We start from the raw sequence: 17,556 nt of genomic DNA on the forward strand, positions 1-17,556 counted from the left end.
CTTCTTATTCTGTTTAATTACCACAATACCCAAACCAGCATGCCGAGCAAACCGAAGATCATGACAAATGCATAATGGTATAAAAACCCTGTTTGACCTTGACGCAATACACCTGCAGCATTGTATACAGACATAAAGGTATTCGTCACCATACCAACATCAATGATTTTACGGTCAACGCTGCTAGAGAAAAATGCACCTAATTTACGACCACCGTCAACAAAAACAATTTCATTTAAGCGGTCAAAACCATAAGCATTATCCAGTATGTACTTACCTCTAGGGCATGCATTAGCCAATTTAACCGGTAAATCAGGGCGCTTCATATAGAAGAACCAAGCCAAACCTAATCCACCCAAGGCTAACCAAACAGGCGGAGACATAAAGCCATGCAAAATCATTCCAAAGACACCATGGTAAGACTCATAAACTGCTTTCATAACATCATGTTCAGGCAGAACTGTAATTGCATTTGCAAAATACTCACCTGACAAAATAGGTCCAATCATTGGTAGCCCCATTATTGCGGCGGGAATAGCCAACATAATCAAAGGCACAGTAACAACCCATGGAGATTCCTTAATCTGATGGGTACGGACATATTCACTTTCTTGACCATGGAAAACGATAAAGAACATTCTAAAGCTATAGAAAGCCGTTACGAAAACGCCAATCATTAATAAAGTCATTGCATAGGTTGAACCAAATAACTCACTTTGACCGACTGACAATAAGATCCCGTCCTTAGAGAAGAATCCTGAAAAGCCTGGGAATCCTATTAATGCTAGAGATCCAATCAATAAAGACCAGTAAGTGATGGGCATATACTTCTTAAGCCCTCCCATCTCACGAATATCTTGTTTATGGTGCATTGCAATGATGACAGAACCTGCCGCAAGGAAAAGCAGTGCTTTAAAGAATGCATGTGTTAATACATGGAACATTGCCATTGAATAGGCTGACACACCTAATGCAGCGGTCATATAACCCAACTGAGATAAGGTTGAGTAAGCAACTACACGCTTAATGTCATTTTGAATTAAGCCTAACATCCCCATCATGAAAGCTGTTGTTGCGCCCACAATTAAAACCACACTCAAAGCTGTTTCAGATAATTCGTAAGCGGGCGACAAACGCGCAACCATGAAGATACCCGCTGTAACCATTGTTGCCGCGTGAATCAAAGCAGAAATTGGGGTTGGACCTTCCATTGATTCTGGTAACCACACATGCAAAGGCATTTGCGCAGATTTACCCATAGCACCAATAAATAACAAGATGGCCATTACCGTAATCATAGACCACTCAACGCCTGGCCATACAGTAATCATCGTACCCTTATGATCATTGAGTCCTGCAAAAAACTCTTGATAATCCATCGTATTAAAGTAAACGAATACCACGGCAATACCTAAGATAAAACCAAAATCACCCACACGGTTCACCAAAAAGGCCTTTAAATTAGCCTGAATAGCCGATTCGCGCTTCATGTAGAAACCAATCAACAAATAAGACACTAAGCCTACTGCTTCCCAACCAAAAAACAGCTGCAAGAAATTGTTTGCCATAACCAATGACAACATTGAGAAAGTAAACAAAGAAATATAACTGAAGAATCTTTGGTAATAGGCATCGTGGTGATCATAATCTTCATCGTGATCCATATAACCAATCGTATAAATATGAACCATTAAGGATACAAATGTTACCACCAACATCATCGTCGCTGACAGGCTATCAATCATGTAACCTATCGAAAAATGAACTCCATCGCTCACAAACCAATGATAAACATTAACATTGTAGGGCTCTGCATTTTGCAGCACGAACAAATAGAACACATACATTGATAACACAGTAGAAACCGCAACACCAAAGATTGTTACGACATGCGCACCTTTACGACCAATTTGACGACCAAATAATCCCGCAGCCATCGCACCAAATAGTGGGGACAAAAGGATAATGGTTAAAATAAATTTTAAAAACATTCGACGACTACCCTTTTAGAGAACCAATATCATCAACATTGATGCTATTTTGTTTACGGAAGACTAATACAATAATAGCCAAACCTATCGCTGCTTCTGCCGCGGCGACCGTTAAAATGAAAAACACAAATATTTGTCCAGTGACATCATTCAAGTAACTTGAAAAGGCAACAAGATTGGTATTAACCGCTAACAACAATAATTCGATAGCCATTAATAAAATAATAATATTCTTACGATTTAAGAAAATGCCTGCCATGCTGATCATAAACAACACTGCGCCAAAAATAAGATAATCCGATAATGCAATCATTATGCTTTCTCCTGCGCTTCAATGGACTTTTCAACCGTTGCGTCCATCTTGACCATACGGAAACGATCTTTTGCAAGCGTCTTAACTTGTTTATCAATGTCTTGGTATAGCACTTCACTGTTTGGACGACGACGAAGTGTTAAGGTAATCGCCGCTACAATACCAACTAATAGCAATACAGCTGCCAAAATAAAGGCATAAGCATGAGTTGTATATAGAGGAATACCCAAGGCTTCAGTATTACTAAAATTAGCCGCAACTCTTTCTGGTGCTGCATAATGCTCTAAACCAAACCGCTCAGGACCAAGCACTAGCATCATCAAACCAAATATAGCTAATGACGCCACCACGCCAAGGGGTAAATAACGTGTAAAACCTTCTTTCATGACCGCTAAATTAATATCAATCATCATGACAACAAACAAGAATAAAACCATAACAGCGCCAACATACACCAGAATCAACACAAGCCCTAAAAATTCAGCTTGAGCCAAAATCCAAATACCCGCTGTTGATATAAATGCCAACACCAACCACAAAGCAGCTTTAACAGGATTTTTAATACTAATCATCATCAAACCTGAAACAACTGCTACAAATGCCAGTAAATAAAAAACAATTTGTTCAAAACTCATAAATTTTCTCTTTCTAGATTAGCGATACTTAGCATCTGCAGCTCTATCTGCTGCTATTTGAGCCTCATGCTCGTCACCAAACGCTAACAAGTGTTCTTTAGTAACAATATGTGGTCCTCTTTCATGGAATTCATATTCGAAAACACGGGTTTCAACGATGGCATCGACTGGGCAGGCTTCTTCACAAAAACCACAATAGATGCATTTGAACATGTCGATATCATATTGCGTTGTTCTACGAGTTCCGTCTGAACGCTCTTCAGCTTCGATGGTAATGGCATTCGCAGGGCAAACCGCCTCACACAATTTACAAGCGATACAACGCTCTTCACCATTTGCATAGCGGCGTAACGCGTGATGACCTCTGAATCGATTCGACAAAGGGGTTTTTTCTTCTGGGTAACGAACCGTAATCTTTTTCTTAAAAAGATACTTACCAGTGATAGCCAAACCTTTAAATAATTCAATTAATCCAAAGGTCTTTACTTGATGTTTGATAAAAGTAATCATTGATAAAAGCCCTTAATTAAACCAAGGTCCAAGTTGGACATATTGCATGATGCCCACTACAAACACCCATAGAATCGTGAGAGGAATAAATACCTTCCACCCTAAACGCATAATCTGGTCATAACGGTAGCGTGGGAAAGTCGCACGGAACCATAAAAACAAGAACAATAAAAATGCGACTTTGATAGACAACCATGCTAATTGCGGTACCCAAGAAAACAAGGCCTCTAAAAATGGAATACCTTCAAAAGGAGACAACCATCCCCCCAAGAACATTATAGATGTCATGAATGAAATGAGAATCATCATGGCGTATTCTGCCAACATGAAGACCCCAAAAGTCATCCCTGCATAGTCAACATGGAAACCGGCAACAATTTCAGCTTCACCTTCAACAACGTCAAAAGGCGTACGGTTAGTTTCTGCAAAACCTGAAATGAAATAAACAAAAAACATAGGCAGCAAAGGCAACAAATACCAGTGCCAAATGCCGCCTTTTTGTCCATTGACGATATCGGTTAAATTCATGCTGCCTGCAATCATTAAAACAGTAACCAGCGCAAAGCCCATGGCGATTTCATAAGAGATTTTTTGAGCTGAACCACGCAAGGCACCTAAAAATGCATATTTAGAGTTAGATGCCCACCCCGCAATGATAACACCGTAAACTAGAATTGATGAAACAGCCAATACATATAAAATGCCTGCATTAATATCAGCAACAACCACACCCTCAGAAAAAGGGATTACTGCCCAAACGGCTATGGCTGGCACTATGGCTAAAATAGGGGCTAGAATAAATAAAAATTTATTAGATTGCGCAGGAAAAATGATTTCCTTAGTCATTAGCTTTAAAGCGTCAGCAATCGGCTGCAGCCAACCACCTGGCCCAACTCGGTTAGGACCCATACGCACCTGCATATACCCGATGACCTTACGCTCAGCATAAGTTAACCAGGCAACCGTTAACATAATCGGCAACACAACCGCTACAGCCTGAATAACCAAAGTGATTAAAATAGCCAACCAATCAAATAAAAAGCCAGCCAACCAAGATTGTAAAGAATTAAACATATATTTCTCTCTATTACTGAGTTACAGGCACAGCTTGTGCATCTGGCGTAGCAAGCAACGCAGGTGATCTTCTGACTAAAACATCTACACTATAAATACCGTATAAACGATAACTTGGCATAACAGGTGCATGATTTACCAACTCTGTTTTTAATTCAGCAAAATTTACTGTCTTAGCTTGACCATTAACTTCTGCAAAGATTTGGTTAGTATGGGTATAATCAAATCCTTCAAAATTCAACATATTACCTAAAACACGCAAAATCTTCCAAGCCGGTTTTGAATCACCAATCGGTGTTGCAGCTGGTTTAAAAGACTGTTTTAAACCTTGAGCATTTACAAAAGTACCGGCAGTTTCAGCAAAAGTTGCTATCGGTAACAACACATCTGCATATTCTCTTTGAGTCGGCGTATCAAAAGCCGTAAAGTTAATAACTAAATCAGCGTTTTGCATGGCTTTTAGAGCCAAATCCCCTTCTTGGCAATCGTGTTCTGGCTCAATGCCGAAATTAATATAAGCTGGCAATTGTTTTGAAATCATTTGAACCGTATTCAAACCGTCTTTTGGCAAGAATTCAACCAGATGTGAACCCACTTCATTCGCGGCAAAAGGTAATACACTTAAGACAGCGCCTGTAGCCTTAGCAATGACTTGCGATAACTTCAAAATCAAACCATATTGCAGATCAGAAGACGCAATTTGACCCACCATAATAGAAGCTTTAGCCGCATTGGCTTTCAAATGTGCGGCTATGGCATCAGATTCTGCACTCACAGTCACGGAATTTAACCAGGCCTGGTCATTTTTAGCCGCATTTGCAGCAGATTTAGCCACTTGTGCCAATAAGCCTATGTAGTCCTGTGCAAATAACTCATGTTTTAAATCAAAGTTAACATCAAACTTTTCAGGATTAATCGTGAAAACCTGAGCACCATTTAGCTGAGCCTTGCGCACGCGATGGTTCAATAAAGGTAATTCTTTTCTAAGATATGAACCCACTAATAAAACCGACTTTAGTTGCTCAACTTCTGGGAAAGTATGATTTAACTTAGGGGTAAAGAAACCTAGAGAATCCATACTGAAATCGACTTGCTTTAGTCGTGTTTCGGTATTTTTAGTCCCAAGCGTATTAGTAAACTTCTTCAACAACGCTAATTCTTCAAGAGTTGAATTTGGAGACGCTAAAACGCCAATCTCTGATTTATCTGCAACTGTATTCAGTTTATCAACGGTAAAGGCTAGAGCCGTTTCCCAATCTACTTCGGACCAAACGCCATTCTTTTTAATCATAGGTTGCTTTAAACGCGATTCAGAATTAATGGCTTCATAAGAAAAACGATCGCGATCCGATATCCAAACTTCATTAATCGCTTCGTTTTCGTCGGGCACGACACGCTTCACTTCTCCATTTTTGCAATGCACGATAATGTTTGACCCCACCGAATCATGCGGAGCAATGGATTTGTGAGCTGTTAATTCCCAAGATCTGGCTGTGTAACGGAATGGCTTAGAAGTTAATGAACCTACTGGGCAAATATCAATCATGTTACCTGATAATTCAGAAACAATCGCACCCTCAATAAAAGTACCAATTTGCATAAACTCGCTACGACCAGTTGCCCCCAGTTCCATCATTCCGGCAATTTCTTGGCCAAAACGGACACAACGAGTGCAGTGAATACAACGGGTCATATCTGTTTGAATCAGCGAGCCCACATTACGATCACCTAAAATTCTCTTAGGTTCGCTGTAACGCGATACATCATCGCCATAATCCATAGCAACATCTTGCAATTCACACTCACCACCCTGATCGCAAATCGGGCAATCCAATGGATGGTTGATTAGTAAAAACTCCATAACAGACTTTTGCGCTGCAATCGCCTTAGCAGATTTGGTATGAACTTTCATACCGTCAGTAACCGGTGTTGCACAGGCTGGCAAAGGTTTCCAAGCACCTTCAACTTCAACCAAACACATACGGCAATTACCAGCGATGGACAGTTTTTTGTGGTAACAAAAACGCGGGATAGAAATCTGTGCTTGATCAGCAACATCTATCAACATATCGCCTTCATGCGCTTCGACAACTTGTCCATTAATCTCTATTTTGACCATATCTAAAACCTAATTTATTGTGGATGGGGCTTTACACCCATTTTCGCCAGTCTTTACTTACTGCTTATCAAAAATGCTACAACCGTGCTCTATGTAATGCAGGAACTCATTTTCAAATTGTTCTATGAAACTAGAGACAGGAATGGTCGCTGCATCACCGAGTCCGCAAATAACATGACCCATGATTTTGCCAGTCGTTCCTTTCAGTAATTCTAAATCTTCTGGGCGACCTTTACCTTGCGCGATACGATGCACAACACGATACATCCAGCCAGTTCCTTCACGACAAGGGGTACACTGACCACAAGACTCTTCATGATAAAACCAAGATAAGCGCTCTAGCACTTTAACCATATCGGTGGTTTCATCCATGATGATGACTGATCCAGCCCCCAAGAAAGACCCTGCTTTGGCAATGGAGTCATAATCCATATTCATGGCCATGGCTTTGTCAGCCGGTAAAACCGCTGTTGAGGCACCACCAGGAATAACCGCCTTTAGTTTGCGGCCCTTCCAAACGCCACCTGCCAGTTCCAAGAGGTCTTTAAAGGGGGTACCCATACGAACTTCAAAGTTACCTGGATTATTAACATGCCCAGAAACTGCATAGCATTTAGTGCCGCCTGCATTTTGAACACCTAAATCATTAAACCATTCACCACCTTTTGCCAAAATCATTGGGATAGAAGCAAGCGTTTCAGTGTTGTTAATGGTGGTCGGTTTACCGTATAAACCATAACTGGCTGGGAAAGGCGGCTTAAATCTTGGCAAACCTTTCTTACCTTCTAAAGATTCAATTAAAGAAGTTTCTTCACCACAAATGTAAGCACCCGCGCCCAAATGGGTATAAAGATCAAAATCGAAACCTGAACCTAATATGTTCTTACCCAACAAACCTAATTCACGGGCTTGGTTAATCGCATTGTCAAAACGCTTGTAAGGTTCCCAGAATTCGCCGCGAATGTAGTTATAACCTGCACAGGCACCAATGACATAGCCAGCAATCATCATCCCCTCAACCAATTGATGAGGGTTATAGCGAATAATGTCACGATCTTTGAAAGTACCAGGTTCACCTTCATCTGAGTTACACAGAATGTATTTGGGGCCTGGCGCATTACGATTCATAAAGCTCCACTTCAAGCCTGTTGGGAAACCTGCTCCCCCACGGCCACGAATACCTGAGGCTTTAACTTCTTCAATAATTTCTTGAGGCGTAATTTCACCTGCTAAAACTTGTTTCCAAACAGCGTAACCGCCATTGGCCATGTAGGTTTCAATATCCCAAGAGTTTTCTAAATGGTTTAGACGATAACAACATTCATTTTGTGGAATCATTTTGCTAACGCCTCCAACAATTCATCAACAGAAGCTTCTGTTAGATTCTCGTAATAATCTTTACCCACCATCATGGCAGGTGCGCCACCGCAGGCACCTAAGCATTCAACTTTTTTAATTGAGAAAAGTCCATCTTCAGTGACTTCACCCACATGAACACCTAATTTCTTTTCTAGGTACTCTAAAATTTCATCACTACCACGCAGCATACAAGAAATATTGGTACACAAGGCCAGTTTGTGTTTACCGACAGGCTTGTGTTCATACATTGAATAAAAGGTTGCCACTTCATAAACCGCAATTGGGCGCATGTCTAGATAAGCAGCCACTTCATTCATCAATTCAGTGGTTAAGTAACCACCATTTTCTTCTTGCACAATACGCAATGCTGGCATCACTGCAGAAACTTTTTGATCTGCAGGATAATGCGAAATCCAACGATCGATTCTTTCTTTGACGGAACCTTGGATCATAGCTTCTGAACTCATCGATCTACCTCTCCAAATACGATATCTTGTGTACCAATAATGGCAACCACATCTGCAATCATATGCCCTTTAGCCATTTCATCTAAAGCAGCAAGATGTGCAAAACCGGGCGCACGAACTTTCATGCGATAAGGTTTATTTGCCCCATCTGAAACCATATAAATACCAAACTCACCTTTTGGATGTTCAACAGCAGAATAAACCTCGCTGTTAGGTACGGTATAACCTTCTGTGAACAATTTGAAGTGGTGAATTAAGGCTTCCATATTTGACTTAGCATCTTCACGAGAAGGCGGAGCCACTTTATGGTCAGCGCTCATCACTGGTCCTGGATTGGCCTTTAACCAAGCAACACACTGTTTAATGATTTTATTAGATTCACGCATTTCAGCAACACGAACCAAATAACGATCATAACAATCACCGGTAACCCCGACAGGAATATCAAAATCTAGACGATCATAAACTTCATAAGGTTGTTTTTTGCGTAAATCCCAAGCAATTCCAGAACCTCTTAACATAGGCCCCGTGAAACCAAGTTGCAATGCACGCTCAGGGGAAACAATGCCAATATCCACAGTTCTTTGTTTCCAGATACGATTATCAGTTAAGAGTGTTTCATACTCATCAATGTAACCTGGGAAACGCTGCGTAAAGGCTTCAATAAAATCCAACAACGATCCTTCACGGGTTTCATTAAGTTGGTCTAAATTTTTACCAGAATGCCATTTAGACTCTTGATATTTCGCCATGGTGTCTGGTAAATCACGGTAAACCCCACCCGGACGGTAATAGGTAGCATGCATACGCGCACCAGAAACAGCTTCATAGCAATCCATTAAGTCTTCACGCTCACGGAAAGCATACAAGAATACCGTCATCGCCCCAATGTCCAATGCATGAGCGCCCAACCACATCAAATGGTTTAGTACACGAGTAATTTCATCGAACATGACACGAATATATTGAGCACGCTCAGGGACTTCAACGCCCAACATTTTTTCAATGGCCATAACATAAGCATGTTCGTTAGCCATCATAGAAACATAATCTAGACGGTCCATATAACCAATGGATTGATTAAACGGCTTATACTCCACAAGCTTTTCAGTGCCTCTATGAAGCAAACCGATATGCGGATCGGAGCGAACAATAGTTTCACCATCCAACTCTAGTACAAGACGCAACACACCATGCGCAGAGGGATGTTGCGGACCAAAGTTAAGCGTATAGTTACGAATTTCAGACATAATGTTTTCCTATAGTCTCCGTTCTTGCATCAAACTTCGTTCGCGCGAATCACGCGTGGGACATTAACACGGTTTTCAATTGAAACAGGTTCATAGACAACGCGCTCTTTTTCAGCGTCATAACGCATTTCGACATGACCAGTCAACGGGAAATCTTTTCTGAGTGGGTGTCCGACAAAACCATAGTCTGTCAAAATACGGCGCAAATCAGGGTGTCCACTAAAAATAATACCAAACAAATCAAATGCTTCACGCTCAAACCAATTTGCGCAATTCCAAACAGAAACCACTGACGGAACGACTGGCATAGCCGTATCATCAGGATAGACTTTCACACGAAGTCGTAAGTTTCTTTCAACGGACAATAAATGATACACAACCGCAAATCTTCGAGGTTGCATTAAGTCCTGATCAGACTCCTCTTCTGCAAAATCGAACACGCCACGGCTGTAACCAGTATTGGCGGCACCAAAGGTTTCCCAATTTGCTTTTCCGTAGGCTAGATAATCAACACCACACAAATCAACCATCTGTTCAAACTTTAATTGCGTTTTAAGCGTATCCATCGCTTCTAAGGCCATATCTGGCTTTAGTTCAATGGTCAATTCATCCAAATTAACCACTGAGTTAACAAGCGAGCTTGCTAGCACACTGGCAACTTCTTTCTGTAAATCTAAAATCGACTGTTTCATAGCAAATCTCTTTCTCTAGCGGGCGATTGTATTGGTACGCTTTATCTTATTTTGCAACTGAACAATACCATATAAAAGGGCTTCAGCCGTTGGAGGGCATCCTGGCACATAGACATCAACAGGCACGATACGATCGCATCCACGAACAACAGAGTAAGAATAATGATAGTAACCCCCGCCGTTCGCACAAGATCCCATGGAAATTACCCATCTAGGCTCAGCCATCTGATCGTAAACTTTACGCAATGCAGGCGCCATCTTATTCACCAAAGTTCCTGCAACAATCATGACATCAGACTGACGCGGACTGGGTCTAAAAATAATCCCAAAACGGTCTAAATCGTAGCGTGAAGCACCCGCATGCATCATTTCAACCGCACAACATGCCAATCCAAATGTCATGGGCCACAAAGAACCTGTACGCGCCCAGTTAATTAGTTTGTCAGCGGATGTGGTGACAACACCTTCCTTTAAAACGCCTTCTATTCCCACTCTAGCGCTCCTTTCTTCCACTCGTAAATAAATCCAACGACAAGGATGGTTAAAAACACACCCATAGCCAACAAGCCAAAAGTTCCGATTTCATCGAGAACAATGGCCCATGGAAATAAAAATGCGATTTCCAAGTCAAAGATGATAAATAAAATTGCAACAAGATAGAAGCGCACGTCAAACTTCATACGCGCATCTTCAAAGGCTTCGAAGCCACACTCATAAGGTGAGTTTTTTTCTGAGTCAGGTTTGTTAGGTCCTAGAATGAATCCAATGATAATTGGACCAAGACCAAAAAGAGCACCAAGCACGATAAACACGAGAACTGGTAAATAATTTTCTAGCATTGGTTTTCGACCTCATCTAGCTAGGAGCGTTCCTAGGTGTTAACAAATTACAATCACTGTAATCGATTGAGATAAACCCCTAGTATAACAACTAGGAGCAATGTATGGTGCCGATGGCCGGACTCGAACCGGCACAGCCTTAAGCCACTACCACCTCAAGGTAGCGTGTATACCAATTTCACCACATCGGCTTTAAAATTAAATTTTATTCTGGAACCACTGGCGAATTAGATTTCGCTGGTTCAACAGGTTGTTCTATTTTCTTAATAACACTTTCATAACCCTTGGCTTGTTCCGCACCCAAATAGGCAAGTGTCAGACTGGTTACAAAAAATAATGACGCCACTAAAACGGTGACTTTCAGCATAAATGAGCTGCCACCGCTACTGCCGAAAACACTCTGTGAAGATCCACCACCAAAGTTAGCACCAGCGTCAGCGCCTTTACCCTGTTGCAGCATTACTAACACAACCAATACAAAAGCAATTATTAAATGAATTGCCAAAATAATTTGAAACATCTTAAGCCCCTGCTGCTTGACAGATGGCCATAAAGTCATCTGCGTTTAGTGAAGCCCCACCAATTAAACCACCATCGATATCTGGCTGACCAAATAACTCTTTGGCATTATCTGGCTTTACGCTACCACCGTATTGAATTATAACTTTTTCTGCTACTGCTGGATTTAACCCAGCTAATTTACCACGAATAAATGCATGCACCTCTTGAGCCTGAGCAGAAGAAGCTGTCTTACCTGTGCCAATGGCCCAAACAGGCTCGTAAGCGATGACAATTGCAGAAAACTTATCAATACCTACTTTATTTAAAACCGCATCTAGTTGACGACCAATCACTGACTCAACCTGATTAGCTTCACGCTCTTCCAGCGTTTCACCTACACACAAAATTGGGGTTAAACCAGAATCTAATGCAACACTTACTTTTTCCGCTATTAGAGCATCTGTTTCGCCATAAATAGCGCGTCGTTCCGAATGTCCTAGAATAACATATTGACAGCCACAGTCTTTCAACATGCTTGCCGACAGTTCGCCAGTATAAGCACCTTGCCCTGGAACTTGGCACATATTTTGAGCTCCGACAAAAATTCCATCACCTGCTAAACATTTATGGGTGTAATCCAAATAAACCGCAGGTGGACAAATAGCCACAGTCACATCACCAATTAGGCCAGACTTTGCATTTAAACCTGTCATTAAATCTTTAATAGAGGCTTTTGAACCATGCATTTTCCAGTTTCCAGCTACAAATGGTTTTCTCATGAGTTTGTCTCCGACACAAAAATTCCCGCTATATTAGCTTTTAATTTTATAAATTACAATATTGACAAATTTATGAAAATTCTGTTTCAACCAATTTAGCCAATCTTTCTGCTAAATTTTGTATCAGTTTTGCATCCTCACCCTCAATCATCACTCGAATTAAAGATTCAGTTCCAGACGCTCTTAACAACACCCTACCCTTGCCCAACATCTCTGCTTCAACTTGCTCAACTGCAGCTCGTAATGCTTGATTACGCTCAAAGCCAGACTTATCTTTAACATGAACATTGATCAAAACTTGCGGATAAACTTGCATAGGTGCAATGAGTTCATCCAAGGTTTTGGACTGATTCACAATAATTGCCATCACCTGCAAGGAAGCAATAATGCCATCGCCTGTTGTTGTTTTATCCAAAGACAGTACATGTCCTGAAGATTCTGCACCCAACTGCCAATCCCGAGCCATTAAGGCTTCCATGACATAACGATCCCCAACCTGGGTACGAACAAAGTCTATATTTTTTTCTTTAAGGGCATTTTCTAAACCCATATTCGTCATCAGGGTTCCAACAACACCCCTAACTGGTTTTTTGGCATACACCGCCAAAAGATATAACAAGGCATCGCCATCCAAAATTCGACCTGAACCCGAAACCATCATGACGCGATCTCCGTCGCCGTCATAAGCAATGCCAAGATCAGCAGAACTGGACAACACTTTTTGTTGCAAAGCCGCCAAATCAGTCGCACCACACCCCAAATTGATATTTAGACCATTGGGGGAAACACCCATTTCGATGACTTCCGCACCCAACTCTTGAAACACCGAGGGGGCCACATGATAAGTCGCACCATTGGCACAGTCTAATACAATTTTAAAACCATCCAGTTTTCTTTGCGCATGATAGGTACTTTTACAAAATTCAATATACCGCCCCGCAGCATCGTCAATTCTTCGCGCTTTTCCAAGAAGCTCTGAAGACACGGTTTCTATTTCGCCTTCAAAAGCTGACTCAACCTCTAATTCTATCTCATCTGAAATTTTTAATCCCTTCGCAGAAAAGAACTTAATACCGTTATCATAATGCGGATTATGTGAAGCACTGATGACTATGCCGGCATCACAATGAAATGTTTGGGTTAAGTAAGCGATTGCAGGGGTTGGCATAGGACCCACCAAATAAACATCTATGCCTGCCGAAATAAAGCCTGCTTCAAGAGCTGATTCAAACATATAGCCAGATATTCGAGTATCTTTGCCGATTAGGACTGATTTTTCACCGTGTTTTTTAATGACTTTACCCGTAGCCCATCCCAGCTTCAAAATCTGGTCTGGACGAATCATTCCCTTGCCCACACGATTACGAATACCGTCTGTGCCAAAATATTTTTTTTTCATAACACCCTAATTTCTGTTAATTATGCAAACCCAACGCCGAAGCTACTCTTAGAGCTTGCAAGGTTTCTGGCACATCATGCACCCTTAGAATCTGAGCGCCTTTTTGCATGGCAACTATGGCTGCCGCAAGCGAACCCGCTAACCTTGATTCATTGAGATCCATCTTTTGGAGCGCGCCAATCATAGACTTTCGTGAAACCCCGACCAAGACAGGGCAATTTAACTGCTGAAAAACTTCTAAAGAGCCGAATAATTCTACATTATGTTGTAATGTTTTACCAAAGCCAAATCCAGGATCTACACAAATGTTACTGAGTTGAAGCCCTGATTCCTGACATTTTTCCAGTCGATTCTTCAGAAAACTCATCACCTCTTCAACCACATTTTCATAAGAGGGGCTTGCCTGCATGGTCTGTGGCGTGCCCTGCTTATGCATTAAACAAACTTTAACATCATGCTGAGCCAATAACTCTAGCGCTCCTGGAGCTTGCAAAGCATTGACATCATTAATCATCCAAACACCCTTAGAAAGCACTTCACGCATCACTTCTGTTTTGTAGGTGTCGATAGAAATCGGTAAATCACAAGCTTCTCTAATCCAATCCATCGCCGGTAAAACCCGCGCTAATTCTTCGTCTACTGAAACAATATTGGCACCAGGCCTGGTTGATTCTCCACCTATATCAATCAAATCAGCACCTGATTTTGCCATCATTTCTGCTGCTCTAATCACCGAGTCTCGATCGACAGTTTTACCACCATCCGAAAAGGAATCTGGCGTGACATTCAGGATTCCCATTACCAAAGGTAAAGCTTGCTTGTTATTATGCATCTTGAATTTCATCCATAAAAAAGCCCCATTGCTGGGGCTAAATTGCTAACGCTAAAAGGTTTAGCTTAATTTAACATCTGTCGCGCCGTCAATATCCACCGTTTTAGGAGATTCGACTTCAGTTTGAGTTGCTTTCTCATCTTGAGCAGCAACACTGCCGCTATCATTCTTATCAGAATGATCTTCACGATTCATTTCATGCCATTCTTTAGGTTCACCGGGTGGCTGTCTGTTCATTAAGTTCTTGACCTGATCTGCATCAATCGTTTCATAGGTCATCAAAGCGTCTGCCATTGCATGCAAGATATCAATATTATCTTCCAGGAGCTTTTGTGAGCGCTGGTAGTTACGATCAATAAACTTACGAATTTCTAAGTCAATTTCTTTAGAAATTTCACCAGATACATTGGCGTTACGAGATGACCCCATAATTGAACCATTGTCATCTTCTTCGTACATCAATGGACCTAAAGACTCAGACAAGCCCCACTTGGTCACCATATTACGAGCAATGTGAGTTGCACGCATAATGTCGTTGCTGGCACCGGTGGTTACGGCTTCTGCACCAAAAATCATTTCTTCTGCAATACGACCGCCATACAAACTTGAGAGCTGGCTTTCTAGCTTACGCTTAGAATACGAATAAGAATCTTCTAAGGGCAAATACATGGTGACACCCAAGGCTCTACCACGCGGCATAATACTGACTTTATAAACGGGATCATGCTCTGGCACTAAGAAACCGATAATGGCGTGCCCAGCTTCATGATAGGCCGTTAACTTTTTCTCTTCTTCGCTCATGACCATCGATTTACGCTCGACACCCATGAGGATTTTGTCTTTCGCTTTTTCAAAGTGAGCCTGAGTCACTATCTTATCGTTATTTCTGGCTGCAAATAACGCCGCTTCGTTAACTAGGTTAGCCAAGTCAGCACCCGAAAACCCTGGGGTTCCTCGAGCAATCATAGCGGGTTTGACACCAGGATCTAAAGGTACTTTTCGCATATGTACTTTTAAAATCTGCTCGCGACCACGCACATCGGGTAAACCAACAGTGACTTGACGATCGAAACGACCAGGGCGCAGTAAGGCAGGGTCTAAAACGTCTGCACGGTTAGTCGCTGCGATAACGATAACCCCTTCATTTCCTTCAAAACCATCCATCTCAACCAACATTTGGTTTAGCGTTTGTTCACGCTCATCATTACCACCGCCCATGCCAGCACCACGACTACGACCTACGGCATCGATTTCATCGATAAAGATGATGCAAGGCGCATGGGCTTTAGCCTGTTCAAACATGTCACGAACACGAGAAGCCCCAACCCCAACAAACATTTCTACAAAGTCTGAACCTGAAATACTGAAGAAGGGCACTTTCGCTTCACCCGCAATGGCTTTTGCCAAAAGTGTCTTACCAGTTCCTGGTGGTCCCACCATCAAAACGCCACGCGGAATATTTCCGCCTAGGTTTTGATATTTTTCGGGGTCTTTTAAGAAATCAACAATTTCACCCACTTCTTCTTTGGCTTCATCAGCACCAGCAACATCATCCAAGGTGACTTTAACTTGATCATCCGTCAGCATTTTGGCTTTTGACTTACCAAACGACATTGGGCCGCCCTTTCCACCCAGGCCGCCGCCCATGGAGCGCATAAAGAATATCCATATTCCAATCAATAACAACATTGGGAACCATGAAATGAAAATCTGCATCAAAACACTTTGCTGCTCAGGAGGCTGAGCATTAACGACGACTTTATTATCCAGTAGATCACCCATCAAACCTGGGTCACCTGGATTGTAAGTGGTGAATGCTTGACCGTTCGTGTAGGCACCACGAATGGTTGAACCTTCAATTGACACTTGACTCACGCCACCTTGACGAACTTGATCAATAAAGTCCGAATAAGCTAACTGAGAGCGTGACGATAATTGTTGGCCACTGAAATGATTAAAAATGGACATCATCACTGTTGCGACCACAGTCCAAATCAAAATGTTTTTCAACATATCATTTTTCATAGAATTCCTTTCAAAAATTCAATTTCAATAAATTGAAACTTTACCATAATTTAAGATAAATTTTACTTATAGTTCATTAGAGTTTACTAATACAATGCTGAATATATTATGAACTGGCCTCAAGGGTTGACTCTACAGTTTACGCCTTGCCAACACATAAATCTCTTTACTGCGAGGACGCGAAGCTTTAGGCTTGCGGGTAATGACCGTTTGATACTTCTGCTTTAAATCTTTCAGCAAAGCATCATACCCTTCACCTTGAAAAACTTTCATCAGTAAATCTCCACCTGTTTTCAATACTTGATCTGCCAAATCGACTGACAACTCCACCAAGTACATCGCTCTGGGGATATCCACGCCCGGATTACCGCTCATATTGGGCGCCATGTCCGACATCACCAAATCCACTTCACGGCCACCCAAGCTGTCAATTAAGTTTTGAAACACCTCATCTTCTTGAAAATCGCCTTGAATAAAGGTCACACCCGCAAAAGGTTCAACCGGCAAAATATCCAGTGCGAACACCTCGCCTTTGCTACCCACCTTGTGACTGGTCCATTGCGACCAACCGCCTGGCGCAGCGCCCAAATCTATGACCACCATCCCTGGTTTAAATAAATGGTCTTTCTCGTCTATTTCTTGTAATTTATAAATGGCTCGAGAACGCCAACCCTCTTGCTTGGCTTTGTTGACATAATAGTCATCAAAATGCTCTTTTAGCCACCCAGCACTCGATTTACTTCTCGCCATAATGAGATTTTCCTATAGAAT

The 17,556-nt window shown here is 41.7% G+C and carries 18 protein-coding genes and 1 tRNA gene; all 19 read right to left on the reverse strand.

The features are described from left to right. Positions 1–17: 17 nt before the first annotated feature. The 19 genes from nuoL to rlmE all read right to left on the reverse strand — a co-directional run bounded on the left by nuoL (position 18) and on the right by rlmE (position 17,535). Entirely contained in the window at positions 18–1,991 is a 1,974-nt protein-coding gene (gene nuoL / locus THMIRH_RS08560; RefSeq protein WP_173291691.1) for an NADH-quinone oxidoreductase subunit L, read from the reverse strand. A 7-nt stretch (positions 1,992–1,998) separates the two neighbouring features. Next, positions 1,999–2,304 carry an NADH-quinone oxidoreductase subunit NuoK gene (nuoK, locus tag THMIRH_RS08565; protein ID WP_173291692.1) on the reverse strand — a complete coding sequence of 102 codons (306 nt, stop codon included), beginning with the start codon at positions 2,302–2,304 and terminating at the stop codon, positions 1,999–2,001. Continuing rightward, positions 2,304–2,939, reverse strand: coding sequence for an NADH-quinone oxidoreductase subunit J (locus tag THMIRH_RS08570; RefSeq protein ID WP_173291693.1), 636 nt, complete (start codon positions 2,937–2,939; stop codon positions 2,304–2,306). The genes nuoK and THMIRH_RS08570 overlap by 1 nt, the downstream gene beginning before the upstream one ends. 18 nt (positions 2,940–2,957) lie before the next feature. Then, a complete protein-coding gene (gene nuoI / locus THMIRH_RS08575; RefSeq protein ID WP_173291694.1) occupies positions 2,958–3,449 on the reverse strand; it encodes an NADH-quinone oxidoreductase subunit NuoI in 492 nt (163 codons plus the stop codon). 12 nt (positions 3,450–3,461) lie between these two features. After that, positions 3,462–4,523 carry an NADH-quinone oxidoreductase subunit NuoH gene (nuoH, locus tag THMIRH_RS08580; protein WP_173291695.1) on the reverse strand — a complete coding sequence of 354 codons (1,062 nt, stop codon included), beginning with the start codon at positions 4,521–4,523 and terminating at the stop codon, positions 3,462–3,464. Positions 4,524–4,536: 13 nt separating this feature from the next. Further along, positions 4,537–6,642 carry an NADH-quinone oxidoreductase subunit NuoG gene (nuoG, locus tag THMIRH_RS08585; RefSeq protein WP_173291696.1) on the reverse strand — a complete coding sequence of 702 codons (2,106 nt, stop codon included), beginning with the start codon at positions 6,640–6,642 and terminating at the stop codon, positions 4,537–4,539. A gap of 57 nt (positions 6,643–6,699) precedes the next feature. Further along, positions 6,700–7,980, reverse strand: coding sequence for an NADH-quinone oxidoreductase subunit NuoF (nuoF, locus tag THMIRH_RS08590; RefSeq protein ID WP_173291697.1), 1,281 nt, complete (start codon positions 7,978–7,980; stop codon positions 6,700–6,702). After that, a complete protein-coding gene (gene nuoE, locus THMIRH_RS08595) occupies positions 7,977–8,468 on the reverse strand; it encodes an NADH-quinone oxidoreductase subunit NuoE (protein WP_243831423.1) in 492 nt (163 codons plus the stop codon). Before nuoE ends, nuoF begins: the two co-directional genes overlap by 4 nt. Then, positions 8,465–9,718 (reverse strand): NADH-quinone oxidoreductase subunit D, encoded by a 1,254-nt coding sequence (locus tag THMIRH_RS08600; protein ID WP_173291698.1) that lies wholly within the window; start codon positions 9,716–9,718, stop codon positions 8,465–8,467. Before THMIRH_RS08600 ends, nuoE begins: the two co-directional genes overlap by 4 nt. A 29-nt stretch (positions 9,719–9,747) precedes the next feature. Next, positions 9,748–10,410 carry an NADH-quinone oxidoreductase subunit C gene (locus tag THMIRH_RS08605; RefSeq protein WP_173291699.1) on the reverse strand — a complete coding sequence of 221 codons (663 nt, stop codon included), beginning with the start codon at positions 10,408–10,410 and terminating at the stop codon, positions 9,748–9,750. Positions 10,411–10,425: 15 nt separating this feature from the next. Beyond that, entirely contained in the window at positions 10,426–10,902 is a 477-nt protein-coding gene (locus THMIRH_RS08610; protein WP_173291700.1) for a NuoB/complex I 20 kDa subunit family protein, read from the reverse strand. Next, complete coding sequence (locus THMIRH_RS08615) at positions 10,893–11,249, reverse strand: NADH-quinone oxidoreductase subunit A (RefSeq protein WP_173291701.1); 357 nt, start codon at positions 11,247–11,249, stop codon at positions 10,893–10,895. The genes THMIRH_RS08610 and THMIRH_RS08615 overlap by 10 nt, the downstream gene beginning before the upstream one ends. 105 nt (positions 11,250–11,354) lie before the next feature. Continuing rightward, a tRNA-Leu gene (locus THMIRH_RS08620) sits at positions 11,355–11,440 on the reverse strand. A gap of 14 nt (positions 11,441–11,454) precedes the next feature. Beyond that, the gene (secG, locus tag THMIRH_RS08625) at positions 11,455–11,769 is read right to left on the reverse strand and encodes a preprotein translocase subunit SecG (protein WP_173291702.1); all 315 of its coding nucleotides are present in this window, start codon (positions 11,767–11,769) and stop codon (positions 11,455–11,457) included. Between the two features lies 1 nt (position 11,770). Further along, on the reverse strand, positions 11,771–12,529 hold the full coding sequence (gene tpiA / locus THMIRH_RS08630; protein ID WP_173291703.1) for a triose-phosphate isomerase: 759 nt from the start codon (positions 12,527–12,529) through the stop codon (positions 11,771–11,773). Positions 12,530–12,599: 70 nt separating this feature from the next. Continuing rightward, positions 12,600–13,928 (reverse strand): phosphoglucosamine mutase, encoded by a 1,329-nt coding sequence (glmM, locus tag THMIRH_RS08635; RefSeq protein ID WP_173291704.1) that lies wholly within the window; start codon positions 13,926–13,928, stop codon positions 12,600–12,602. A 16-nt stretch (positions 13,929–13,944) separates the two neighbouring features. Continuing rightward, entirely contained in the window at positions 13,945–14,760 is an 816-nt protein-coding gene (gene folP / locus THMIRH_RS08640) for a dihydropteroate synthase (protein ID WP_243831424.1), read from the reverse strand. Between the two features lie 60 nt (positions 14,761–14,820). Next, positions 14,821–16,785 carry an ATP-dependent zinc metalloprotease FtsH gene (ftsH, locus tag THMIRH_RS08645; protein WP_173291706.1) on the reverse strand — a complete coding sequence of 655 codons (1,965 nt, stop codon included), beginning with the start codon at positions 16,783–16,785 and terminating at the stop codon, positions 14,821–14,823. 132 nt (positions 16,786–16,917) lie between these two features. Beyond that, the gene (gene rlmE, locus THMIRH_RS08650) at positions 16,918–17,535 is read right to left on the reverse strand and encodes a 23S rRNA (uridine(2552)-2'-O)-methyltransferase RlmE (protein WP_173291707.1); all 618 of its coding nucleotides are present in this window, start codon (positions 17,533–17,535) and stop codon (positions 16,918–16,920) included. Positions 17,536–17,556 lie beyond the last annotated feature (21 nt).

Origin of the sequence: Thiosulfativibrio zosterae, from assembly GCF_011398155.1 — a bacterium.
Classification (GTDB): Bacteria; Pseudomonadota; Gammaproteobacteria; order Thiomicrospirales; family Thiomicrospiraceae; genus Thiosulfativibrio; species Thiosulfativibrio zosterae.